Genomic DNA, 24,493 nt, shown 5'->3' with positions numbered 1-24,493 from the left:
TTTTTTTGATTTTTCAATTTGAAAAATCAAAAAAATGACCGTATAGGTTTAATTATATCATTAATGATATAATTAAATTAAAAAACATGGAGGTACTATTATGGAGTTTAAATATAATAAAGGAGAATGGTCAGAATTCTATGTTTTTCTACATACCCTAGCTTCTGGAAAGCTATATGCTGCTGATTCAAGTATGAATAAAGTACCAAATGTCTATTATAAAATACTTTCATCAATCAGGCGTGATATTGAATATAATAGAGATTCATCAACAAATCAAATTATATTTGAATATGAAAATACTCAGATTACTATTCCAATTAGTACTTTTGAGAGCATGGAGGAAATATTAATTGAAAAAATTCAATTAGGTACAGGTACTTTTAGTATTCCGGAAATAAACTCAATAATTGAGCAGCTCAAAATTAATTCAATTAAAGAACGGTCGGATACAAAAGGTGATATAATTTTAAAAATCCATGATGATGTTACTGGTTTTGAACCTACTCTTTCTTTTAGTATTAAATCCTATCTTGGTAACAAACCTACACTCTTGAATGCTTCAAATGGGACAGTTTTAAAGTATCAGCTATCTGCTCCTATTTCTGAAAATGAAATGAATAGAATAAATTCTCTTTCAGGAAGTAGCAAGATTAAGAATCGAATATCTGCAATTCGTGATTTAGGTATTGATTTACTTTATAAAGATGTCCCTTCTACCATTTTTAAGGAAAATTTACAAATGATAGATTACAGGTTACCTGAAATTATTTCACAAATTTTCTTAGAATCGTATTTTGTAAGAGGTAAAAAAGTTTCTGAAGTTGTACAATCATTTTTAGATTATAACCCAACTGAAAACCCACGTATCATTAAATATAAAGTACAAGAATTTTTGGTGGCAATTGCGTTGGGGATGGTTCCACTTACTGAATGGACGGGCCTCGATGAAGCAAATGGAGGTTATATTGTAGTGAAAGAAAATGCAGAAGTTCTTTGCTATCATATTTACGATCGAAATAGGCTAAAAGAATACCTTTATAATCACACCAAGTTTGACACACCAAGTACAGGAAGAACCAGTGCAGGTTTATTAGTCCATAATGAAGGTGGAGAACTCGAGTTTAGTTTGACAATGCAAATAAGGTTCTAAAAGTCGTTTGTATTTAGAGATAGACTATAATATAAAGATATTCGAATTGTTCTAAATATAAATTGAAAGTCTCACGGGAGGATTAAATACTTCAAGGGTTATAGTGTGTTCTTCTATAATAGACCCTATCTCTAATCTCTCATATTTTTAAGTGCTATGAACACTTTTTCATAGTACTTAAAAATAAAGCAAATTTCTTATGTTTATTAAGAGTTATGTATTGTATATTCTTACTTCAGAGCAATCATATATTGGGGATTGTAGAATGATATTATAATAATAGTGTAAGAGATAGGATGCAAACTTTAATTATTGTAGGTATATTATTCTGTTTTAAGAGGTGATATAAATGAGCATAAAATTGAACCGAATTCTAACGAATATTCAACTTCTTATTGATAACGGTGAAATGATTAGAAAGCTAGAAGCAATCCGAATAGAATATAAACGTAACATTAGATTTGAAGAAGACTTACAAACAGGATTTGGGCATGTGTTTTCGAGAATGAGTCTTTCGAGATTTGAAGATGCTGTTAGAAGAAATACTAATGTTCAAGAGGGGGATTTTCGTCAGTATTTGAATAAATTAATGTTCGAAAATAATGTAACGCAGGCTACTTTATCAAGGCGTAGTTTAATTAAAGAAGCTACCCTTAGTAGATACATAAATGGATCAAGAGAAGTTCCAGCATGTATAGTATTCCGCATAGCATTATCAATGCAATTGGGATTGGTTGAAACTGAGACTTTGCTCCAAAAATTAGGGAAATCGTTTAAGGAAGCTAGGATGGATGCTGTTATAATAGAGGCAATTGAACAAGGAATATATGATGTGATGAAGGTAGAAACAATAGTGCAAAAGTTTACAGAAGGTGAAGAGTCACTATTCACAAAGAAGGAACGTGAAGAGTTTGGCTTTACTAAAGAGGACTTTGAAATAGAAGTAATCTAACTGTTTTTAAGTTAGATAGTAATCTCTAAATCAGGTGTATATTAGAAATTACTAGATATGATATAAGAAACTAAAACTCATTAATAACAAAATCAATTAGATTAATATCATTATCTGACAAATTAAATTTATTTTGAACTTCTCCGTAAGTTTTTCCGATTTTAACTAATTCGATTGCTTTGTGTAATATTGTATCATCACTATATTCATCATCTATTTTTACCATATAAATCACCTCAATCTAATTATACAAAAAAACTATGTGAATAAGAAGAGCTTTGCTAAAATTGATTTTTATCTCCCTGTAGTTAATTATAAATTCAGTTTTTCAAAAACATAAATAATGTTGTTGGCTTTAGATTAGCAGAATTAAATGTAAATTAAACATAAATATCTCCATATGTATCTAATTCTTCATTCTACAAATCATTCTTTTTGCCATCGAATCTGCTCTTCTCTTCGTAATAGTTATAATATTGCTAATACACTCTTCTACCTCTTCTTTTTTTTGGGGAATTGCATGTGACAATTTTTGGTTTTTGAACAATGGTTTCCCTTTTAATATCTTTCTTCCCTTTTCATAATCTATATCATAATAATCTTCAAGAAAGAAGGTCGTACGATTTTCTTCATCTGAAAACCACTCCTTCCAGCTAATTATCTGCAACTTATCAATTTCTGTTTTTATTTCCTTTTTTCCGTCTTTCCAAATTTCTACTTCTGGAATTTTAATTTTAATCATACTTTCTTCTGACCATTCTTGTATTTTATCTATCATTAACGGAAAATAATCTTTTACATCATTCAAACAACCTTTTAATTGATTAAAAGGAGGTTCTGGACAAGGCATAAAGTTAGCTAAGCAATGGCATAAAGAAGAGAATTCCAGAATTTTTTCACTCAAATCCTTATTATTAGAACTATCAAAAATATATTTTTCTAAAATAATACGTTGAAGATTTCCTTCTTCTAAAACCTTTTTAGCATACTTTTCCTTACCTATATCTTTTAATTCTCCGCACATTGCAATTTTAAGATTAGTTTTATCACCAAAGCTAAATAAGCTGCATTTCCAGTTTTGTATTATTTTTTTTAGTGTATTGTCATTTTTAAGTGCCTCATGAATTTCTTTAAATGATGTTGCATTTTCACTTTCCGAATATGCTACTAAACTACCAACAAAAGTTGTATAAAATGAATTAATAACATCATAATAGTCTGAATTCCACCCTAACTTCGCATAAATTGCTTTAGCAACCGCTCTATTTTCCAATTCTTGATTATTAAATCTAGTTGCAAAAAAATGCATTATTCTATCAAAAGAATTATTAGATATTCCACTAAAAAGCTCTTCAACGAATTCTTTATGATCTCGAACTAAGATCGGGAGCCAATAATTATATGAATGTTCCTCTAGCTCTAGGGAATGTAAAATCTCTTTTCTTTTACACCTTTCAATAATTGTCATTTGCATTTGAATTTCCTCCTCTATTTTATCAATATACCATGAAAGATAACATTTAATAACCAACAAGTTGTTACGCAGTGTAATTTCACTTGTTAAGAAATAGATTAAATTAGGCCCATTAGAATAGGCTAATCATATTGAAAATAATCCTATTTTATTTTCTTATAGATCTATATTGAATATTGCCATCAATTAGATCCAGCATTGCCATCTTTTTGAGCGACTCAAATTAGTTATTATAAATTAGATACTTTGGTCTAGCATTAAGTAGTGTGCCTATTATGAGGTCTTGACAATGAGCCTCTGTGGAAATAGTTTTAGGCAATAAACGGCAGCTAATAGCTTACTACCAGGAGGCTATGGATATAGTTTAACAGCAATTACCTAATATTCGTTATGAAAAAGATGATAGTCTGTCGATTAACAAGTTAAAGAACACCATGAAAAAGGAATCTGTTTTCGACAAAAGAGTAGCTGAGGTAAAAAGAATTCTAATTGATATGAGAGAAGCAGGGGTTAAGGAAATGAAAAAGAAAGAGATAAGGGATCTTGTTAAGGTAAGTGACAAAAGTAATTTCTAAGATAATGAGAGAATTAAATGGCTTTATCAATGAGAATGAATTCACTACTAAAGGGCAACGTATTATCTTAAATAAATAAGGTGAATATTGCACGAAGACATATTTTCCCTGTTGGAGAATGTGTCTTTTGTGTATTGTACCTTACTCACTAACTCTCATTCTGGTCACTAAAGTTGTATTAGTCGTTCGCATGAGTAAAAAGAATGGATATGTGGACTCCAATGTACCATGAATACAAGTATCACGCCTACAAATTTGGGTGAACAGATATCAGTTATATTACAAAGTACAACGGTAAATTACAGGTTAAATCCAATACATAATTTGTGACATCAACGGGATAGGTATTCCCCCTTCTTCTAATATAGTAGGTACTTCATGGTTACTCTGAAGGATGGGAATACAACTTTTAATCAAAAGCAATTGAAAAGAAAAAAATTAGATTTTATGCGTATTCTCTTGGAATACAATTCACTTACAGTAGATTACTGTGAGTAATCCCAATACCAATTAAGAGTCTTTATGTCATAGCACCATTGGTTCTTGCAGTAAAAGGTTTTTCCGTTATTCAAACCCCATTAAATTTAGCAGATAACCTGCTAAACCAAACAGATTGGAATACAATTAAAAGTTACTCTTTTCATCCTAAGAGGAGTATGAAAATCCATCCTTTTTGACGCATACAAAGGAAATAAGGAATTGTTCAGTCACTATAGTTATTTTTTTTATTGGACTCAATCTTTGTTGAAATAAAAAAGTTGTATGAAATTTGTTTCCTTCTTTAAGAGGAGATAAATAAACAACTTTTCTTGGTTGCTATTAAATTACTGAGGGGATTCCCTTTTTAATCAATCGAACGACAAATACAACATTTGTGAAGGGAGAGATAGCGTTCAATATCATTGAATTATTGCCGAGGTTACTGTACTGGATAGACTTATTTTGATATTTAGCTTTAAATTGTATCAATAAGGTGTAGTCAACTGATACTAAACAAAATTTATTGATATAAATGGGTATTAATACGTATCGAATACACGTCTCATTAATAAAGGGGAGAATGGGGACTTAGGGTATGTTATGCGTAGGTTTCAAGTTCAAAATTAAAATACCTCACAACAATTTAGAAGTAAAAGAATAGAATGACAAAAATAAGTGGTTGGATTTTGTTCTGTTGATATTGTCGAAGTATATTGAAAAATATGGTAAATGCCGATTTTTATATGTTAAAATCTAAGTATAATTTAAAGGTAAAATATTTTAGGTGATTAAAACATTGCAGAAAGATGTGACGGTCAAATAAATTAGATTTTCCAGTTTAGTGGAATTACATTTAATTATTTAGAGGAAGATGTGGACTTATATTATATAAACAAGATAAGGGGAAAAGGATATGGTGATTAAGAAGGTTGAAATTAACCATTACAAATCGATTGCAAATATGAGATTTGAATATTTCAAAGATGGATTAAACGTGTTTATAGGAAAGAACAACTCTGGTAAAAGTAATATATTAGAAGCTATAAACGTAATTTTCAATCATGATAATATTGAATCCCAAGAAATTTCAAAATTCCTTTCTTATCAAGTTGATGATAATGGAACTGCCCCCGAAATGAAAATTAATTTCCACGATGATGAAAGTAAGTGGATTGATGTAAACTTTGATGTTAAACAAAACTTTATGAAAAATCTTAGTCGTGGAAACACAAAATTCAATAGAGATCATCTACCACGATTTATTTATTTATCCAATTCAAATAATATTGAAGTGATGGTTGATTCGATAATGAATATCATTCCATCTGATGAAGTTCGGTATTCCAAGTTTTTAAGTAATGTCAACTATTTCATTGGAAATATTTTCAATTCTACTTATAAGGTTTATATTGATAATCGAAAAACTGATAATCCAGAAATAAGAATTATTGATGAATTCAATGATGAGGATACAATTTATAACAAAAGCTCAGGAACACAATTCGCAACATTGATGTCTATGTTGTTAAGTGCGGGGCTAAATGAATCACATGATAAAGGTTTTATTGTTGCGATTGATGAACCTGAAACAAGTTTACACATAGGTTCTCAGAAAAAATTGTTTAAGTTATTAAAAGAAATTTCAAAAACACATCAGGTTATTATTGCAACCCATTCTGTGGTTTTTATCGACAAGGCAAATGATGAAAATGTTTATTTGGTTGAGCGAGACAATATAGGAAGAACTACTTTTAATTTAAAGAAACATAAAAATGAAAATTGGAAGTCTTTAAGAGAAATTATTGGTATGACAATATCTGATAGTCTATTACTTGGAGATCTCAATATCGTAGTAGAAGGTAGAACAGAACAATTAATATTTCCAACTATGATAGAGATTTTAAAAAAGGAAGGGAAAATAAAATTAGATAGATCAAGATACAATTTTATTTCTGCGGAAAGTTCATCAAAAGTTGAACCATTTTTGTCAATTTTAAAGGATAAAATTGAACTCCCAATGTGTGTGTTTTTGGATAACGATAAGCCAGGAAGGGATGCTGAAAAAAGGATAAGGAAAAAGGCCAAATATGACAACGATCTAATTGTAATACCTGTAGTGGAAAATTACGAAAGTTCCGAGATAGAAGATATGTTTGAAGAAACATTTTTATTCGAATGTATAAATGAATATTGCGAAAATCAAGTTAAAAATTATAAATATTTGGAGATCGAAGAACTTAGGAAAATAAGGAGTAATCAAAAATTTAATGAGTTTAAAGATAGTTTAGAACTTGAATTATCTAATTCCTATTCACTTGATGAATCTTTTGAATTTAACAAGATGTTATTTGCAATAATAATAAAAAATAAATTAGAAGAGTCAAGCCAGTTTCCAGTTATGACAGATAAGTTTCGTGAAATAGATAAACATTTTCATAAATTAACTATCTGAAATTAAGGCCAAACATTAACGCAAAAACGTTTTTATTGAAAAAAGCACTTAAAAGAAGATCTATTAATGCTCATAAACAGATAAACAGCCATTTATGAAATAGAGGACTTCATCCTTTAGCCTTTCATTTGCTAATAAAACAAATAATGATATATGAAAGACTTAGATATCCAAATGGATAAAAATAATAGACTTCTTCATTATATAAGGCTTCATAATTTAAAAGTCAAATATCAATACATTAAGAGAATATTAAGATTTAAACTATTATATTGCAATCCAGATAAAAAGTTATGAAGCAACAGGGGGAGATTTAATAATGGAATGGATTATTTTGTTGTTAAACTTTATTGGATTATTTTGTTTTGGATTATTTATAAAGTCTTATTTACCAAGTTATATGAAGGAGAAAGGAAAAAATTTAGCTACAAAAGAGGATGTAAAAGATATAACGAAGAGGACAGAAGAAGTTAAATTAGAGTTCCAGAAAGAAATGGCAAATTTCACTACATATTTAAGTTTCAGTAACGATTATGCTTACAGACAATATACAAATCTATATGCAAAATTATACCCAATTATAATCCAATCAGAATATATTAGATATTTTCTTGAACGATATAACGGAAATAACTTACCATTTGACGAATTTCCGTTCATAGAATCAGGTAAAACAATAGAGAGAACAAAAATTGAACTTGTGTCAAATAAAGTCATCAATTATGAAGAAGAGGAATTGAATGACTCGATAACTACTTTTAATAAAAAAGAGCTTTGTGAATTTATAATCAAACATGGAGAGTTTGCATCTCAAAGATTGTTAAAATTGGCAGTAGCATATAGATATGCTCATAGTAATTATTCTGGAACAAGATCTCTTGAAGATTCAGAGATTAAAAAAGCATTTGATATAGAGGAAATTACGCTAATTAAAGAGATTGTCAAAACGATAGTAAAAGATTATAACTATCTAAGAAAAAGCATAAAACTTGATTACAGCAATGTTGAGCTAGATAGTGGAATACTTGAACAATATAAATTTAATAATGATACAAAAATGTCATAGAAGGTTTGTGTGTAAGGAGGAAAATTGAATGTATATCACTGAAACAATTCTTCATTATATAGCATTACCTAAAACAAGTTACGCTATTCAAATTAACGGTGCATGGGGGACGGGCAAAACACACTATATTAAAAATGAGTTAAAACATGCGTTAGAAAATGATAATGATAGTAACACTGAGGATGGATTTAATCTTTGTTATGTCTCACTGAGTGGTTTTTCCTCGGTTGATCAAATCGGTGAAGCTGTTTTTCTTGAAATTGCTAATGCGAAAAACAAATTAGCAGTTCAAGGTTTAAAATTTTTAGGAAAGTATGGAAGCGGAATCGCAGGACTTTTTGGCAACTTTGATCAAACAATTGCTAATGCATCTGAAGATATCATTAACAAAATAAAAGATGATAGTAATGATAATTTTACGCAAATTGTAATATGTTTTGATGATTTAGAGAGAATTGATGATTCGCTATCAATTAAACAGGTATTTGGATATATTAATACGAACTATATTGAACACAATCATGTTAAAGTGATTTTTGTTTCAAATGATGAAGAGATAGTTGATAAGAAAAATTATAAATTGATTCGAGAAAAAGTAATAGGTAAAACGTTAAATTTTATTCAACCTGAATCAAATGTTATAGAGGATATAATAATTAATACATATAAAGAACAAGAAAATTTTATTAGCTATTTTGATATTGAAAAAGAAAATATAATTAAAGCTATCTCTCTAATATTTGATAAGTTTAATTTACGCACTTTACGTTTTGTAATAGATTCACTTGTAATCTTACAAAAAGAATTATATAGATTTTGCAATGATAACGAGCAAAGAATTGAAATACTGAATACATTATTTTTGAATGTTCTTATTGTTGGAAATGAATATAAGAATGGAGATATTGATGCTGTAGATCAATTATCATTTGTACACGGTTTGGATCATTTCTTTTATTTCCCCATAAATGATGAAGCTGAAGACAAATACCCTCAGAGATTCTTAAAAAGATACCACAGAGTAAGTGACTATATCGATAGTTATATCCATTATTTTCCTTCTGTTAGTAATTTTATAATCAATGGATTTTTAAATGCGAAGGAATTTAAACATGAGATTAATTCTTTGATTGATAGAAGAAGGAATGAAGAATTAAAAAGTAAAGGAAAAGGGAGTCCGATAGAAATACTTAATAATTTCCAAATGTTTGACGATCGAGATATAGAACAAGCACAGGAAGAAGTTTTAGAGAGAGTTAAAGGAGGCCAATTTCCTGCACCAGATTATCCAAGATTATATAATTTGTTTTTAATTTTTAGAAATAAAGACCTTATTCTCACTGATAAATTTGAATTACACGATTCATTCAAATCTGGGTTTATCATTGCACTTGATCAATGGAAACCTACTCAAACATTGGACTTTTGGGATATAAATATTCAACATACTGATGAAGTGTGTTCGCACATGATTGAAAGTTTGAAGGATAGAGAAAAACAAATTAATTACCAAGATAGAAAAATTAAAATGAAAGATTGGTTGGATGCAATAATTCAGGATTCAGTTCAAAAAGATATGTATAACGAAATTGAGTTTGAGAAAGACTTCTTTCAAATTTTAATTGAACTTGAAATAACAGAGAATTATTTTCGTAGGTCAAATATTTTTGTCGTAGAAATAACTCGATTTCTGCACCATAAATATTTGCGAGTAACTAACTCTTATGAATTTCACTCACATGAGATACCATACATCGAACAATTAATAAAAGTTATAGATGAATATATTACGGTTTGTAAAGAAGGAAAAATAAAATTGTATAATTTAAGTCAATTCAAGAAACAACTTGAAAAAGTCAAAGGACATATAAAGAAGCCCGACTGATTGGTATATATAGTGGGAGTTGTATTGTTTGGGTGTTAGCACTATCCAAAATTGTAAAAATTTAGGGTGTAAGGTAAATGAGTAGAACTATAGAAAACGATATTAACGATTATATTTATCGTATTCAGATGATTAGAGATTCAATTCTCGCACTTAAAGGTGGAGACCTCTTAGTAAATCATAAAAAAAATTTATTATTTAGTTTGTTAGATACAATATCTAAAGGTGTTTATGGAGACCAAATTCAAGGGAATGGGAAGAGGTTTGGAAACTTCATATTGGAATTTTGTAATTGGAACAATGCAGAACGAGTATCTTTACAGCAATTAGCTCTTTTTTTAAGAAAGGTTGATAAGGGAGAACATAACTACCTTAAAAAATACACATTCAATGAGCTTTCTAAATATCCACAGTCAAAACCAGTACCATTTAGTGTTGATCCATATGGCGAAGAGATATTGCCTTATTTATCATCTGATAAAAAGATATATAAAAAAATAACATTAGATTATTTTAAACATGTAAATCTATTATGGAGATATAGAAACTCATTAGTCCATGAAGCAAGAAGTATAGGATCAGATCGTTTATTCGACTTTGAAAATGAACCTCATTATATTCATTATTACCATTTAAGTAAAGACGAAAAAGGTAATAACATAAAGGATGAATATTGGGAGAAATATTATCCTTTAAATTTCTTCATAACTTTGGTAGATAACGCAATTATTAATATGGAAGTTTATTTTATTGAAAACGAAGTAAATCCATTTGAAAATTACGTCTCAGATCCACTTTGGATCACCGAAGTTTTTTAGTTAGATCACTATTTTTTTAAAACTTGTAGAAAATGTAATGACTTAGGGAGATAGGGTTTTGATTAAAAAGCAAAATTTTATATTGGAGCTTTTAATGAGTATTCAGAAGAAAATGGATATAGATACAGGTTACAGAAAGTTTGGAATAAATGTTAGTTTGTTATAAAGCAGGAACTATTTTAAGAAACAAAAAAGAAGCAAAATGAGAGTAAAGATAGTATAAAAACTATTAAGGACACAAAGCTATCGAATCGTATGCGGGGTAAAAAAATACAAAAACAATTCGTTCAACCCCCTTGTTCCTTCGACTAAAAAGCCGACTCAAAATCGTATTCCAGTGAAGAGATAATAATGGAAGTAATTATAATAAATTTGGGTAGATAAATTAAATATTTGTAAATGAGTATAAAAGGATGGGGTGAAAATTCTACTCCATCCTTTTCCTTTGTTTGCATTAAGGTATAATATTGATTTCACAATAAAACTATTATAGCTACCCTTAAATTGATACGGGGAACCGTATCATAAATAGCATTCAAGCAAGATAATATCCGAATAATACATAATGGTTATAGTGTAATTAAGAAATCTTGATATTAAATATAGTTTGTATAATTCAGAATATCACAATCTCTCCATGTCTATTATTCAAAGGGGTGAAAAAGTGAAACTTAATATTGAATTAATACCAAGAACAGCTATTGGACAAAATTGAGGATAAGACCCGAATGGGAGGTATTACGGAAGACAGTATATGATATTTATAATCGGCAGTGTCAAATCTGTAGTAAACAAGATTGTTTGCTAGATGCCCATGAAGTATGGCTATGGGATGAAGAAAATCATATACAGAAACTTGTAAATATAATAGGTATATGCAGATTATGTCGTGATACTATACATTTTGATATAGTTGAGAAAAAAACAGTAAAGCAACTGAAGCTAAGGATCATTATATAAAAGTTAACAATTGCGATGACAAGGAATTTAAACAAAAACTTGATGAAGCTAGGGGAGTTTATCAAAGCATGAAGTGCGAGAGAAAACTTTCAATATACTGGCTACTTACCCAAGTATTCATAGTCGAAAAAATAGTTTGAAGGACAGCAAAAAGGAGTGTAGTAAATGATTAAATCGGAAATATACTGTTCAAAGTGTAAAAGAAAAATTGAAGATGGTGAAGAGGCATATTTTAAACTGAGATACCCTAAAAAAAAGGGTTTTACAGAGATAAAGGCCTACTTAAGTAATGAATCAAGAACTATTTGTACCAACTGTTGTGATTGCTAAGATGATGAAGCCTATTATTTTAACTGTTAGAGAACTTCGAATGGCAATGAGCATTTTTCTCATCAACTTTTTCACACTCAACCAATTCATCGAAAAATTCGTATGACGAAATCGAAGAGGTCAGGGGTTAAGCGCACATCCTCTAATTAACGCCCAATGTGGGCTTTTGCCTCTTAAATTACCACGAACCGTATCACAAGTAAGTGAGGTTTAGACTAATAAAATAATAATATTTATGCGCAAGAACTAATAGTGAAAAGGTGATCATGAAAATGGTCACTTTTTTATTATGGTCGTCAAAGCTTCCAGATGTCTTAAGCATCTGGAAGGTCTTTATAAGCTTACCTGCAAACTGTTATGAAGAGTTGTAAATATTGATTTCATATTTGATATATCTGATATTGATTGGATAAATTTGTGTTACTTACTGTTACAAAATAGTCCAAGAGAGTTGAGTCTTTCTTGTAAAATCATAAAAAACATTGCCAAATGTATTGTAAAAAAACTTACTGTAAATTTATTTAAACAACAAAAATATAAGGAAGAAAGTGGGGATTGTTATGAGTAAAATATAATTTATAGAATGTAACTGTATGCTTGTATTATGTGGAGTCTCATCTATTAGTAGCTTTGCAGAATCATCGTACCTAATGTTGAATCTGAATTAACTAGTGCTGAATTTTATAAATTAATTGACAGTAAGTCCTTGGAAATTTCATTTCACCAGAATCATCGTTCTCAATAGTAACGATGCTGTTTCCAGTAAACTGTCACTGTTCCCCAAAACCAAAGTGTTTCACGGCTATGCCTCAGGGGTAATAATGGATAACCTAGAATCATCAAAAAAGGATGTAAGTAATGAAAGAACTGACAATAGGATTACTTTCGGCTCCTGAGTTACCTGAGAAAATGGCAAGAAGATTAGCAGAGATACTTCCAGATGCGTTGAAAGAAAACATAGATAAATATGTTCATTGGAATATTGAAATAGAGGTAGACTCACTAACAGGAGCAGCGGAAACTGCAAATGAAATAACAGAGGAAGCAGAAAAGAGAAGGCAATCAAACAATTGGAATTATGTAATCAGTGTGACAGACCTTCCAATTATCAGTAAGAAGGATATTGTGTTAGCAATCTCGAATCAAAATAAAAATGTGGCGCAGGTTTCTATACCCGCATTTGGTTTACTGCCAATGGAGAAGAGGCTAAAGGAAACAATTATTCAGATGGTGAAAGATTTACATAATAAAAAAACAGACAGATGGACATAGAACGATCGCACGAAAAAATAGCAAGCTGTCCCGTTTTTTTTCACCTGTAAAGAAAAGATTAACAAAGATTGATGCACCTGTTTATCAGTACTTTGTCATACTAAGAATTAATGGGAAATTAAGAATCCTTATGGGATGGTACACGCAAACCGCCCTTGGAAGATATTTTCTTCTTTTAAAAAAGTAATTGCAATTGCTTTTGCTACTGGTTCATATGGGCTGATTTTTCCATCACTATGGAATTTAAGTGTTGTATTTGAACCGATTCGTTATGTAATCCTGATGATTACTGCCTTATGTAGTATGGTGCTATGGATTATTTTGGCTCATAATTTGTGGGAGAGGCCTGCCTATTGGAATAAGAAGAAAATGCGACGGTTATATAATATGACAACTATTCTTACGTTGAGTATTGCTGTAATTTTATATTATCTGATTTTGTTTGTGTTATTTTTCTTCTCCGTACGATTATTTGTGCCAGATCAGCTTTTTGATAGCCAATCCGTTTTGAAAGGTACGATTACGTTAAAGAATTACCTGGAACTAATTTGGCTTGTGACATCTGTGGCCACATTGGGCGGGGCAATTGGAGCTGGTTTGGAAAATGATGAGCTGGTTAGCAGTGCAACATATGGCTATCGTCAACAAAAGAGATATGTGTCAACAACGGTTTAAAATTCCCTGATTTCAACGGAAACAAATTCCCTAGTTTCCCCGAATACTAGCTGGCTGAATGCCAGCTTTTTTCTTTTCTTTTAAACGATAGGATTCACCTTTAATATTGAAAGTGGTGGAATGATGGATCAGTCGATCCAGTATAGCTGTAGCTAATATCTCATCACCAAATATTTTCCCCCATTCTACGTAGGATTTGTTCGATGTGATGATCATTGCTCCATACTCGTATCTTCTTGATATGATTTGAAAAAGGGTATGGGCACTCAGTTCATCAAAGGCGAAGTACCCGATTTCATCCATAATGAATAATTCAGGACGACTATATCGTTTAATAATCCGTTGGATTAAACCCTGTTTTTCTGCTTTCTGACATTCAGCGATAAAGTCATTCGCAGTAATGAATAATGCTTGGTGTCCTTGAGTTAAAGCCTCAAAGGCCATGGAAATGGCTAGGTGAGTTTTCCCCACGCCTGGTGGACCTAAAAGAAGTATTCTCCCCATTATGAATGTATCTTCCTGATAAAACCTCTTTGACTCTACGCTCATCTATACTTGGTTGAAAGCTAAAATCAAAATCATGAATACTTTTGATGTATGGTAGCTTCGCTTTCTTGATACGTTTCTCTAACGCCAGTTTTCTTTTTGTTCAATTTCTTGGGACAAAACCGTGATTAAGAAGTCCGAATATGGTACATTATTTTTAGATGCGTCTTCTAGTAGACCATCAATTTGGTCGGCGGTATAATGCCAGCCGATTTGTTGTAAATGTTCAACTAAAAGGTCTGTGTTCATTATTGATCACCTCCTTCTAGTTGCTCATAAATTTGAAGGGGACGTTGCTCCACTTCAATATCAGGGGACTGTAAATGGCTGTGGGTCGGCAAACCAACAGTAGTCGTTTGCAGTCCTTTATAATGTTCAAGATTATATGGTCTCGAGCTTTCCCCGTCATTAACGGATGTTTGGCGATACATTCATAGGAGTCATAGACTTCCAAGTGGTGATCCAGGGTTTCTTTAATCTTTAACTCTTGACCAACGTACCGAAAGGGTACGGAATAACGTTTTCCTTGATAAGAGATAAAACAATCCTTACTAACTGTTCGAATTTCCCAATGGTTAATAGGAAAAAGTGGTTTACTGTTAGAAGCATTCAGGTATTTTTGTTCATGTTGGAAACGGGTGATAGGAGATTCCATGGTTGTTTGATGAATCTTTCGGTTCGCTATCTGATCCAGCCATTCTCTCATACCTTCATTTAATGCCCTTAATGTTCGTTTATGCTTACGCTGCAGGAAGTTCTTCTTCACGTACCCAACTACATTTTCCACCTTGCCTTTCGTTTGTGGACGATAAGGTTTACATGCTTTTGGTGCTATTCCATAATAAGCTAAAAACTCTTCAAACTTCCGGTTAAACCGTATTTCAACTGGACTATGTTTAACGACGGCTGTTTTCATATTGTCGTAGAGAATTTGCTCAGGCACACCGTTAAAATAGGCAAATGCATTCATGTGACACTTCATCAAAGTTCTAGGTCCATGCTATCCGTGAACTCTACGTACTTCATCCTCGAGTAACTTAATACCATCGTGAAAGCATAAATTTCTTTCAACTCTTGATCAACTTCAAACTTTCCTACATGTCCCCAGTCCATTTGAGCTTGTTTCCCAGGAGTGGTCTCATATCTTATGGTCGCTTGCTTTTTAGGGCGAGAACGATAAGGGCGTACAAAATCCCGAAGGATTGTCATTTTCCCTTCATAGCCCATAGCCTCGATCTCTTCTAAAAGTACCGTGCAATTCGTAGTTCCTTCTTTAATACGTTTCTTCAAATAATCTTTGAATGGATCCAATTTACTGCCTTTCTTATAACTCTTTTTCTGCTTTGGTAATTCGTCAGAATTTATGTACTTTCGAATAGTTTTTGGATCAAAGCCGGTTTCTTCAGAGATAGCAGTAATTGACCATCCTTTTTGATGTAATTCTCTAATCATAAAAAACTCCCCAATCTTGATCATCATCTCTACACTCCAAATCTTTATCTAGTATAGAAATGATTATCTGTTATTATTGGGGAATTTGAAACCGTCGTTATCAGGGATTTTATCACCGTTGATTACAATATGAACAGAGTAAACGAGAAAGAGACAATGTTTCTTAAAAAGAGACATGTCCGATTAGGATTAATGGAGGCGGCTACATTGAATTATGCTGTTAATAAGGAATGGCTCAAGGCTCAATTAGATAACGAACAAGTCAGGATTGTAGATTGCAGGTACGAGTTAGGAAATCCTTCTAAAGGGGAGTCCCTTTATCAAGAAATCCACATTCCCGGCGCTGTCTATTTTGATTTAGAAAAACAGTTACCTGTTTCCGAGCATGGTGGTAGGCATCCGCTACCAGATTTGGATCAGTTTAAATTGGAAATAGAAAAAGCGGGTATAGATAATACAAAAACAGTTGTGGCCTACGACAGTCGGGAGGGACAATTCGCGTCCCGGTTTTGGTGGCTGCTTACTTTCTTAGGTCATGATAGCGTTTATGTATTAAATGAAGGCTTCCGAGGGTGGCAGGAAGCGGGCTATGCGACGACGGAGGTTGTACCTGAATATGAATCAGCTACATTTGAAGTGAATATTCAAGAACATTTGCTTGCTTCTTATGAGGAAGTAAAAGCAGTTGTAGAACAGAAGAAAAATTCACCCATATTAGTGGATTCAAGAGATGAACAACGCTACTTAGGGGAACTAGAGCCAATGGATAAAGTAGCAGGACGTATTCCGGGTTCTATTAACAAATTTTGGGCAGAAGGATTCGAACGGGGTTCGTTTAAAACGAGTGAAGAGCAGAAGAAAAGATTTGATGATTTAGACGTTGATGAACCTATTATTGTATATTGTGGATCAGGAGTGACAGCTACGCCGAATTATATTGCTTTAAAAATGGCAGGCTATAAAAATGTAAAGCTCTATGCAGGAAGTTATAGTGATTGGGTATCCTATGAGGAGAATCCAGTGGATAAAGGGGATCCTTCCACGAATGAAGAATGAGTCATTCGACATAAGTGCTTACTATAAAACAGGTAGGGCAGGTGACTAATTTCCTGTCCTTTTTAATTTCTTAAAGCTTAAATATAAAATTGGGATAATATGTTAGTATAAGGGTGAAGGAAAATGGATGTCACTAAGTGAGTCCGTTCAAGTGTAAGTAATATAAAGGGAGGAATAAAACTTGGGTATTTTACAGGTGGTTTTTGTTTGTGGAATGATTTATGGACTTATTTCTATCTTTACCACATTAAGAAGGAGATCAACTAATAAAAATCAACTAATGCTAGCAATTTGTTTAACTGTTGTCTGCACAGTATCATTTCTTATAAAACTAAATGAGCAAATAGACTTTTAACCTAGAAAAGTCGATCCATAGATTATCGTTATGCATGTGCTTCGGCCATTACAATTGGTTGCTTAGTGATTTATAGTATAAAATTTAATTGTTGAAGTTATACAAAGATACTTAAGAAATTACGGAGATCTAAAAAAACGTAGACTGGAACGCTATCTGACAAGGGTTAGATGAATCATGGAGGACGGATGAAAATGGATGAACAAAAGCTCCTAAACAAAGGTGAAATTCTAGAATTCTATAATAAAAGTATCGGTTTATTAGAAAGAAATTATTTGTTTCCTGAGGTAGCTAAGCAGATTTGTGATAGGTTAAGGGTGCAAAGCGAAAGATTAGAATTCCAAAATGGTATTAGTATGTCAGAATTTAAAAAAGTGGTGGAACAAGAGCTACAAAGCGTGAACAATGATAAGCACCTACATATTTTTTATGAAGAAGAAAACCTAGACGACAACTCGGATGAGATGATAAATCAGTACAAAATAATAGCTGAAAAAAATAATTTCGGTTTTCACCGCGTAGAACGTCTGCCAGGTAATATTGGGTACCTTGATTTAAGGGTGTTTTATGAGAATGACATTGCCTCTGAAACAGCAGCGAGCGCAATGAATACATTAGCGCACACAGATGCCCTCATTATTGACCTAAGGAGAAACATTGGTGGGAGTCCTTATATGGTAGCATTCCTTGCAAGTTATTTTGTGAGTGAGCCAACACATATTGAAACATTTTACCGAAGAGAGGAAGATAGGGAATCACAGATTTGGGCGCTTCCCCACGTTCCGGGTAAACTGTATGGCGATAAACCTGTTTATATTCTTACCAGTAAAAAACCTTTTCTGCAGGTGAGTTATTTAGTTACGCTCTCAAATATTTGAAAAGAGCAGAGGTCGTTGGTGAAAGGACGGGTGGTGGTGCTAATTTAGGGAATTATCACCAAGTGACAAAGCATATTAAATTATTTATTCCTAGTGGAAGGCCCGTAAGTCCATTCACCAATGACAATTGGGATGGTACTGGAGTGGAGCCAGATATAGAAGTAAAGGCTGAACAGGCCTATCAAATGGTTTACGAAAAGGCATTGAAAACTATAGCCGAAAAGTATGAAGGGAAAGTAAGCTATGAGTTTTTGATAGAGGAGATTAAACAAGAGTTGAAGCGTTTTGGCTAAACCATCTAACTTGTACTACTTCTTGCTCAGTTATAAATAAAAAGATTATCCACGAAGAATTTTACAAAAATCCATGCGATTCAGATTTTAGAAAGAGTTTTTTATATGATAACGGCACTTTGTTTTGGTCAAAGTGCCCAATTCTCTCTAAAATTAGAATATATTCGAAAATAAGTTTTGAGGACCATATCTTATTTGTACTTTAAAACTGAACTACTTTTTTATATGTAGTTCTACTTATTAGAGTAGTAGCGGCTAAATCAATAAAAGACTAGTTCAACATTGAATAACTAATTAAATTTCCCTCGAAAGCTTTAATTTTTTGAGTTAAAGTTTCTAACTCCTTTTTAATTAATCCATCATTAGTTGATGGATCTTCGAGTGCTGTTTTTACAAATTCCAAAAGAAGAGGTTTTTCAAAGGTTTTGTCACTTTTAATAAGTGTTAAATAGCTATTACCGATATCACCGCTCGCTTGTTGCTCATTAAACTTGGTTAAAGAATTAACCCATTTTTCATATGATTTTACATCCTCTTGGTCTGGATTTTTTCTTGCTAAATCTAGTGCTTTCTTAGAATTTGTTAAAGCTGTAGAAGAATCATACAGAACATCTAATGTAGAAAGATACATATATGATGCAGCATTTGGATCGTATTCTACAACTTTTTTTCTTGCAGAATAGGCTTTTTCATACTCTCCCATATAAACATACGAATTAGCTAGTCGATGCCAAGCGAGCGGATTCTCAGGTTCTATATCAATCACTCTATTATACTGCTCAATGGATTGTTCGAACTTTCCTTCTCTAAAATATCTAACTCCTAATTCTAAGATTGCTGAAGTATCGTCTTCATTATCTTCTAGATATTTTTCTATTTTTTTTATATCTCTTTCAGAATTATCACTTTCTGCTTGACTTGTAGAATTATCAAGTAGGTTTATCGTAACTATCCCCCCAATGATGAATAAAAAAATTAGGATCGTAGCAGTAATACTTTTTTTACCCATTTATTAAACTCCTTCCTTTAACTCCAAATTACGCATATAGCTGATACTAATAATAAGAAATACAAAAAGAAATAGTAAACAAACTAAAACTGTTTTAATGATTTCTAAATAAGGAAGATGTAAGAACGACATTGCTGTATAGAATACCGCTCCCTTACCAATGAATATATAATCTGTTAACCACCCCGGAACCGGAATTAATAAATAGAATATGAGTAACCCTATTGAACATAACATGGTAATTGCTTGATTCCGTATTAGCAATGCCAGGAGGAATGATAGGCCTCCGTATGATATAAGATAAATAATTGTACACAGTGTAATTAATATCGTACGACCAAATATATTGAGTATACCAATTTGGTCATAAGACAAATAAGTTAATGATTGGATTGGCAGGATTAATGCAAGAGTAAACGCAATTAACACAACGGTAAAAAAGATTAAAGAAAAGGTAATTGCCCCTGCTATAAATTTCCCTAGGATCAGATCTTTTCTGCTAAATTTTGCCCCAATTAAAAGTTTCATCGTTCTATCCTGAAATTCCTTTGTAATAATAGAACTAAAGAAGGCAATCGATACGGTGGGAAAGAATATATCAGAATTAAAGGCGAAGACGTTATATATGAGAGTGAAAAGATCCACCTCACTTTTATCTTTATTAAAGAACATGATTAACATGGCAATAATAATAAAAATGATAAGAGCGGATAGAATAGAAATATATTGTCTGGACTTTAAAATCTTATATAACTCAATCTTTGTAAATTCTATCATTTCTCACGTCCCCTTATGTCAAAAAAATCGTTCCAAGGATAAAGACAGTTTTTCAATATCACTTATATGTATATTATTTTTAATCAATAAATTTAAAGTTGTATTTAAAGATTCAGTACTTATATCAAAAAACAAGAAATTACCAGTTCTTTTGATAGAGAAGTAATTCTTTAGAAATAAATTTGTTTCTGTTGTATAAGGAACAAGTATTCTATAACTTTTAGTTGAGGGAGAATTTATTTCTTCAGTATTCACTAGCTTTCCATTTTCTATCATAAGGTATTGATCGCATATACTTTGTATTTCTTGTAACAAGTGACTAGAAACTATAACTAACTTCCCCTGCTTTTTGAGTGTTAATATGAATTGCTTTACAAGGTTTATCCCCTTGACATCAATGGAATTAGTCGGTTCATCTAAAACTACAATCTCGGGATTATGAATGACTGCACTTGCAATTCCAACTCTTTGTTTCATTCCCATAGATAATTTCTTTACCTTTTTATTTAGAAAAGGGGTAATATTTAATGCGTCAGTAATTGAGTTAATTGTATGTTGATTAATTGGATTACCTTGTAATTGTAAGCATAGGGCTAAATGTTCTTTGGTAGTTAAATAGGGATATAAGGAAGGATCTTCAATTAAATAGCCTATTTTTTTTGATGTGTCCTTAAAATTTTTGTGTAATGGAACATTATTAACCAACACTTCTCCACTTGTTGGCCTTAGTAAATTACAAATCACTTTTAACAAAGTACTTTTTCCTGCACCGTTAGGACCAATTAGACCTATTACCTGCCCAGATGAAGCTTCAAATGTAATGTCGGTTAATACTCTATTCTCATTTATATTTTTCGTAACGTTTTTAAATTGTAAAAGCTTCACATTTATCTGTTCCTTTCATATAAGGATAGAAAGGGATAATTGCACTACCCCTTTCTATTGTGGGATTGTAGAGTTTAAACTTAACTAACAATTTCCATATACTGGTTCCAACTCCTCCGGGATTATATGGACCGTCATCCAAAAAATCTTGGAGCTTTCTTACAAAAGTTCCATGCATACAGTCTCTGTTGATGATGAAGTTGCAGCAAAGACTGGCAATAAGGTGTTTTTCTATGTAGTAAAATACTATCCATATATCTTTACTCCTTATAATTAATCGTATCATATATTAATTAGAAAATAGAAAAAAATCCCAAAATTATAACAATGATACTGGCATATTATTAAATGATGAAATTCGGCATAATTTAAGTGAATTATATGAAATCAAAAGGGGGATAGATAAATAGTAAGTATCTTCTTCATCATTTACCTCCCAATTTATTGATACCTAACAGCAATCTTACTCTTACTATAAAAAGAACTTAAGCCTTCCTTAACGCATAACCTCCGTAATAAAAACAATTTTAAAAAAATAACCCACAAAATCTAAAAAATGACTCGTTGTAGGAGAGAAATGGATATTTTAGACTTATTATGTAAGCGCTTTAATTCGGATTTAAACAAGTAATAATCAGAGAAAGTACGGAGGGAGGAACTTGGCGATATCCGGGGTTAGAGCGACAAACACAATAACGGGAGGAATGAGGATGACAAAAAACGTACTAAAGCTCCTACCAGTCCTAGCGGTAGCTTTTGCATCATTTTTTGCATATCAGGCTGTATCCAAAGCGGCAGATATAAGTGAGGCGAATCAATCGATGTTTGGGCAAAATGTCTATATTTTTGAGGACTCGATGGCAGATAGTGACATACAGAAAATCATTGATCAAAAATATGCTGAGATGGAAAATGGCGATGCAGGAGCGGAATTTACGGACAAACGAGTCACTTTCTTATTCAAGCCAGGTGAATACGATGTAGATATTAAAGTAGGCTTTTATACGACAGTTGCTGGGTTAGGTAAAAATCCAGATGATGTTAAAATAACGGGTAGCTTTAATGTCGATGCCAAATGGGCAGATGGCAATGGAACGCGTAACTTCTGGCGTTCTGTAGAGAACTTCTCTGTTGTTTCCGATACCGAATCAAAATGGGCGGTATCTCAGGCTGCGCCAATGAGGCGGATGCACTTTAATGGCGATTTACTCCTATGGGATCTTACCTCTTCTTATCAAGCGGGCTGGGTAAGTGGTGGATACCTTGCTGATTCTAAGATTGATGGACAGGTTTCCAATGCTTCTCAGCAACAATTCTTCTCTAGAAATAATAGCTATGATAGCTGGTCTAATAGTGTCTGGAACAACGTGCTTGTTGGGGATGCAAACCCTCCAAGTAATGTAGCCCCGTATCCAGAAGAGACTTGGACAATTATCGAAAAAACACCGAAAGTCAATGACAAGCCATACTTGTATGTGGATCAAAATGGGGAATACAGACTGTTTATTCCGGATCTTCGAGAGAATACGAAAGGCGTATCCTGGGAAAATGGCGACACTCCTGGACATTCTCTTTCTATGAATGATTTTTATATCGCAGATCCATCAGATAGTGTTACAACGATTAATGCGGCTTTAGACCAAGGGAAGCACCTTATCTTTACCCCTGGAGTTTATCATGTGGATGAACCAATCGAGGTTAATAATCCGGACACCATCGTATATGGCTTTGGCTATCCTACGTTAGTTGCAGAAAATAATGTGACGGCTATGAAGGTTGCTGATGTAGATGGCGTTGAGATTACCGGTCTATTATTTGATGCAGGCTCTGACTCTGAAAAACTACTAGAAGTTGGACCGGAAAATAGTAGTGCCAATCATGCAACGAACCCAACGACCTTACATGATGTGTTCTTCCGTGTAGGCGGCTCACATGCGGGGAAAGCGGAGATTAGCGTCGAAATCAATTCCGATGATGTCATCGTTGACCATTTCTGGGTATGGCGCGCAGATCACGGCGAGGGTGTAGGCTGGAATGTAAACACAGGCGCAAATGGTCTTGTTGTGAATGGGGATGATGTGACAGCATATGGACTTTTCGTAGAACACTACCAAGAATATCAAACATTATGGAATGGAGAGAATGGTAGAGTTTTCTTCTATCAAAATGAAATTCCGTATGATGTTCCAAATCAAGAAGTGTGGATGGCGCCAACGGGACAGAAAGGGTATGCTGCCTATAAAGTAGCCGACCATGTAACCTCCCATGAATTATGGGGGGCAGGTAGTTATTCTTATTTCCGTGATGCGGATGTAGACCTATACAGTTCGTTCGAAGCTCCGAACCATCAAGGAATTAATATGAATCATATGACGACGGTATGGTTGAACGGTACACCTGGTAGTGAAATTACCCACGTTATTAATGATTTAGGAGACAGCGTCTATGATAACGGGGACCATATGGTGGCAAACATTACAAAGTTTGAAGGCACTAATAATCCATCAGATCCAGAGGAAACAGGTGTATTAGATAGAACAGGCTGGACCGCAACAACTTCTGTGGAAGATGGGGAACCAATTGCCCATTTGTTAGATGGCAATGAAGCGACCCGCTGGTCTACTGGAACAGCGATGAGACCAGGTCAATCGATTACCATCGATATGAAAGCATCGAAAACCTTTGATCAGATTGTAATGGATTCAACAGGTAGCAATAATGATTACGCTCGAGGCTATGACGTGTACGTATCGAATGACGGCACCAATTGGGGAAATCCAGTAGCGAGTGGTACAGGCGAGACGGCTAAGCTTCATGTAACATTCCCGGAGCAACAGGCTCGTTATATTAAAGTCGTGCAAACAGGGTCTGCGTCAAATTGGTGGTCAATTACGGAATTCCATGTAATTGGTGAAGAATAATGTAAATGAAATAATCTTGATAAATAAAACAGCATCCAATTTATGTGGATGCTGTTTTATTTAAATAGTAGAGAGAAATTAAACTAGAATGATTGGAAACAGATAGGATATCCTTTCTAGTCAAAGGTTTACCCCGCACCGAAAGTCCAAGTATTGTAGGTTACGTAAAAAAACGATTAGAAAGTAAGTTCTAAATCAAATAAATAAAATATAGTAAAAAAGGGTTGCA

18 protein-coding genes and 2 pseudogenes are annotated in these 24,493 nt (G+C 32.7%); 12 read left to right on the top strand and 8 right to left on the bottom strand.

Annotation, left to right across the window (positions count from 1 at the left end):
• The first annotated feature begins 100 nt into the window (after positions 1 to 100).
• Positions 101 to 1,153 (top strand): HpaII family restriction endonuclease, encoded by a 1,053-nt coding sequence (locus FN924_RS18465; protein ID WP_143897007.1) that lies wholly within the window; start codon positions 101 to 103, stop codon positions 1,151 to 1,153.
• Between the two features lie 349 nt (positions 1,154 to 1,502).
• The gene (locus FN924_RS18460) at positions 1,503 to 2,105 is read left to right on the top strand and encodes an XRE family transcriptional regulator (RefSeq protein WP_143897006.1); all 603 of its coding nucleotides are present in this window, start codon (positions 1,503 to 1,505) and stop codon (positions 2,103 to 2,105) included.
• A 70-nt stretch (positions 2,106 to 2,175) separates the two neighbouring features.
• Here the strand turns inward: FN924_RS18460 and FN924_RS19020 are convergent, their stop codons facing one another.
• On the bottom strand, positions 2,176 to 2,331 hold the full coding sequence (locus FN924_RS19020) for a hypothetical protein (RefSeq protein WP_158634067.1): 156 nt from the start codon (positions 2,329 to 2,331) through the stop codon (positions 2,176 to 2,178).
• 180 nt (positions 2,332 to 2,511) lie between these two features.
• Positions 2,512 to 3,579, bottom strand: coding sequence for a hypothetical protein (locus FN924_RS18455; protein ID WP_143897005.1), 1,068 nt, complete (start codon positions 3,577 to 3,579; stop codon positions 2,512 to 2,514).
• Between the two features lie 1,968 nt (positions 3,580 to 5,547).
• Here FN924_RS18455 and FN924_RS18450 point away from each other — a divergent pair.
• From FN924_RS18450 to FN924_RS18420, 6 genes are all read left to right on the top strand, one after another.
• Positions 5,548 to 7,086: an ATP-dependent nuclease gene (locus FN924_RS18450; protein ID WP_143897004.1), complete on the top strand. Its 1,539-nt coding sequence runs from the start codon at positions 5,548 to 5,550 to the stop codon at positions 7,084 to 7,086.
• A gap of 319 nt (positions 7,087 to 7,405) precedes the next feature.
• Entirely contained in the window at positions 7,406 to 8,152 is a 747-nt protein-coding gene (locus FN924_RS18445; protein WP_143897003.1) for a hypothetical protein, read from the top strand.
• A gap of 28 nt (positions 8,153 to 8,180) precedes the next feature.
• Positions 8,181 to 10,037 carry a P-loop NTPase fold protein gene (locus FN924_RS18440; protein WP_143897002.1) on the top strand — a complete coding sequence of 619 codons (1,857 nt, stop codon included), beginning with the start codon at positions 8,181 to 8,183 and terminating at the stop codon, positions 10,035 to 10,037.
• A gap of 77 nt (positions 10,038 to 10,114) precedes the next feature.
• On the top strand, positions 10,115 to 10,855 hold the full coding sequence (locus tag FN924_RS18435; protein WP_143897001.1) for a hypothetical protein: 741 nt from the start codon (positions 10,115 to 10,117) through the stop codon (positions 10,853 to 10,855).
• Between the two features lie 2,148 nt (positions 10,856 to 13,003).
• Positions 13,004 to 13,417, top strand: coding sequence for a hypothetical protein (locus tag FN924_RS18425; protein ID WP_143896999.1), 414 nt, complete (start codon positions 13,004 to 13,006; stop codon positions 13,415 to 13,417).
• A gap of 135 nt (positions 13,418 to 13,552) precedes the next feature.
• Entirely contained in the window at positions 13,553 to 14,092 is a 540-nt protein-coding gene (locus tag FN924_RS18420; protein ID WP_143896998.1) for a hypothetical protein, read from the top strand.
• 30 nt (positions 14,093 to 14,122) lie between these two features.
• Here FN924_RS18420 and istB read toward each other — a convergent pair.
• The 3 genes and pseudogenes from istB to istA form a co-directional block, all read right to left on the bottom strand.
• Positions 14,123 to 14,678 (bottom strand): annotated as a pseudogene (istB, locus tag FN924_RS18415) (IS21-like element helper ATPase IstB).
• 41 nt (positions 14,679 to 14,719) lie between these two features.
• Positions 14,720 to 14,887: a hypothetical protein gene (locus FN924_RS19820; RefSeq protein WP_323368631.1), complete on the bottom strand. Its 168-nt coding sequence runs from the start codon at positions 14,885 to 14,887 to the stop codon at positions 14,720 to 14,722.
• Positions 14,887 to 16,114 (bottom strand): annotated as a pseudogene (gene istA, locus FN924_RS18410) (IS21 family transposase). The gene FN924_RS19820 and the pseudogene istA overlap by 1 nt, the downstream one beginning before the upstream one ends.
• 183 nt (positions 16,115 to 16,297) lie before the next feature.
• On the opposite strand from istA, the gene FN924_RS18405 reads away from it, so the two are divergent.
• The 3 genes from FN924_RS18405 (at position 16,298) to FN924_RS19815 (ending at position 18,672) form a co-directional block, all read left to right on the top strand.
• Positions 16,298 to 17,146, top strand: a complete 849-nt coding sequence (locus FN924_RS18405; protein WP_143897293.1) for a sulfurtransferase — start codon at positions 16,298 to 16,300, stop codon at positions 17,144 to 17,146.
• Positions 17,147 to 17,695: 549 nt separating this feature from the next.
• Positions 17,696 to 18,379 (top strand): S41 family peptidase, encoded by a 684-nt coding sequence (locus FN924_RS18400; RefSeq protein ID WP_158634064.1) that lies wholly within the window; start codon positions 17,696 to 17,698, stop codon positions 18,377 to 18,379.
• Positions 18,376 to 18,672 carry a S41 family peptidase gene (locus FN924_RS19815; protein ID WP_143896996.1) on the top strand — a complete coding sequence of 99 codons (297 nt, stop codon included), beginning with the start codon at positions 18,376 to 18,378 and terminating at the stop codon, positions 18,670 to 18,672. Before FN924_RS18400 ends, FN924_RS19815 begins: the two co-directional genes overlap by 4 nt.
• 271 nt (positions 18,673 to 18,943) lie before the next feature.
• Here FN924_RS19815 and FN924_RS18390 read toward each other — a convergent pair whose 3' ends face one another.
• The 3 genes from FN924_RS18390 to FN924_RS18380 are packed head-to-tail and all read right to left on the bottom strand — an operon-like array spanning position 18,944 to position 21,343.
• Positions 18,944 to 19,681: a tetratricopeptide repeat protein gene (locus FN924_RS18390; protein ID WP_143896995.1), complete on the bottom strand. Its 738-nt coding sequence runs from the start codon at positions 19,679 to 19,681 to the stop codon at positions 18,944 to 18,946.
• A 3-nt stretch (positions 19,682 to 19,684) separates the two neighbouring features.
• Complete coding sequence (locus FN924_RS18385; RefSeq protein WP_143896994.1) at positions 19,685 to 20,458, bottom strand: ABC transporter permease; 774 nt, start codon at positions 20,456 to 20,458, stop codon at positions 19,685 to 19,687.
• 18 nt (positions 20,459 to 20,476) lie between these two features.
• The gene (locus FN924_RS18380; protein WP_158634063.1) at positions 20,477 to 21,343 is read right to left on the bottom strand and encodes an ABC transporter ATP-binding protein; all 867 of its coding nucleotides are present in this window, start codon (positions 21,341 to 21,343) and stop codon (positions 20,477 to 20,479) included.
• Positions 21,344 to 22,053: 710 nt separating this feature from the next.
• On the opposite strand from FN924_RS18380, the gene FN924_RS18375 reads away from it, so the two are divergent.
• Positions 22,054 to 24,264: a discoidin domain-containing protein gene (locus tag FN924_RS18375; protein ID WP_158634062.1), complete on the top strand. Its 2,211-nt coding sequence runs from the start codon at positions 22,054 to 22,056 to the stop codon at positions 24,262 to 24,264.
• Positions 24,265 to 24,493 lie beyond the last annotated feature (229 nt).

The sequence above is a fragment of the Radiobacillus deserti genome (assembly GCF_007301515.1).
GTDB classification, from domain to species: Bacteria; Bacillota; Bacilli; order Bacillales; family Amphibacillaceae; genus Radiobacillus; species Radiobacillus deserti.
Note: the sequence above shows the minus strand (reverse complement) of the source record. Positions and strands in the feature narration are given on the sequence as shown.

What these genes read in the sequence shown, in the direction of transcription:
- FN924_RS18465 (WP_143897007.1), top strand. Translation starts at nt 101, where the DNA reads ATGGAGTTTAAATATAATAAAGGAGAATGGTCAGAATTCTATGTTTTT.
- FN924_RS18460 (WP_143897006.1), top strand. Translation starts at nt 1,503, where the DNA reads ATGAGCATAAAATTGAACCGAATTCTAACGAATATTCAACTTCTTATT.
- FN924_RS19020 (WP_158634067.1), bottom strand. Translation starts at nt 2,331, where the DNA reads ATGGTAAAAATAGATGATGAATATAGTGATGATACAATATTACACAAA.
- FN924_RS18455 (WP_143897005.1), bottom strand. Translation starts at nt 3,579, where the DNA reads ATGCAAATGACAATTATTGAAAGGTGTAAAAGAAAAGAGATTTTACAT.
- FN924_RS18450 (WP_143897004.1), top strand. Translation starts at nt 5,548, where the DNA reads ATGGTGATTAAGAAGGTTGAAATTAACCATTACAAATCGATTGCAAAT.
- FN924_RS18445 (WP_143897003.1), top strand. Translation starts at nt 7,406, where the DNA reads ATGGAATGGATTATTTTGTTGTTAAACTTTATTGGATTATTTTGTTTT.
- FN924_RS18440 (WP_143897002.1), top strand. Translation starts at nt 8,181, where the DNA reads ATGTATATCACTGAAACAATTCTTCATTATATAGCATTACCTAAAACA.
- FN924_RS18435 (WP_143897001.1), top strand. Translation starts at nt 10,115, where the DNA reads ATGAGTAGAACTATAGAAAACGATATTAACGATTATATTTATCGTATT.
- FN924_RS18425 (WP_143896999.1), top strand. Translation starts at nt 13,004, where the DNA reads ATGAAAGAACTGACAATAGGATTACTTTCGGCTCCTGAGTTACCTGAG.
- FN924_RS18420 (WP_143896998.1), top strand. Translation starts at nt 13,553, where the DNA reads ATGGTACACGCAAACCGCCCTTGGAAGATATTTTCTTCTTTTAAAAAA.
- FN924_RS19820 (WP_323368631.1), bottom strand. Translation starts at nt 14,887, where the DNA reads ATGAACACAGACCTTTTAGTTGAACATTTACAACAAATCGGCTGGCAT.
- FN924_RS18400 (WP_158634064.1), top strand. Translation starts at nt 17,696, where the DNA reads ATGGATGAACAAAAGCTCCTAAACAAAGGTGAAATTCTAGAATTCTAT.
- FN924_RS18390 (WP_143896995.1), bottom strand. Translation starts at nt 19,681, where the DNA reads ATGGGTAAAAAAAGTATTACTGCTACGATCCTAATTTTTTTATTCATC.
- FN924_RS18385 (WP_143896994.1), bottom strand. Translation starts at nt 20,458, where the DNA reads ATGATAGAATTTACAAAGATTGAGTTATATAAGATTTTAAAGTCCAGA.
- FN924_RS18375 (WP_158634062.1), top strand. Translation starts at nt 22,054, where the DNA reads ATGACAAAAAACGTACTAAAGCTCCTACCAGTCCTAGCGGTAGCTTTT.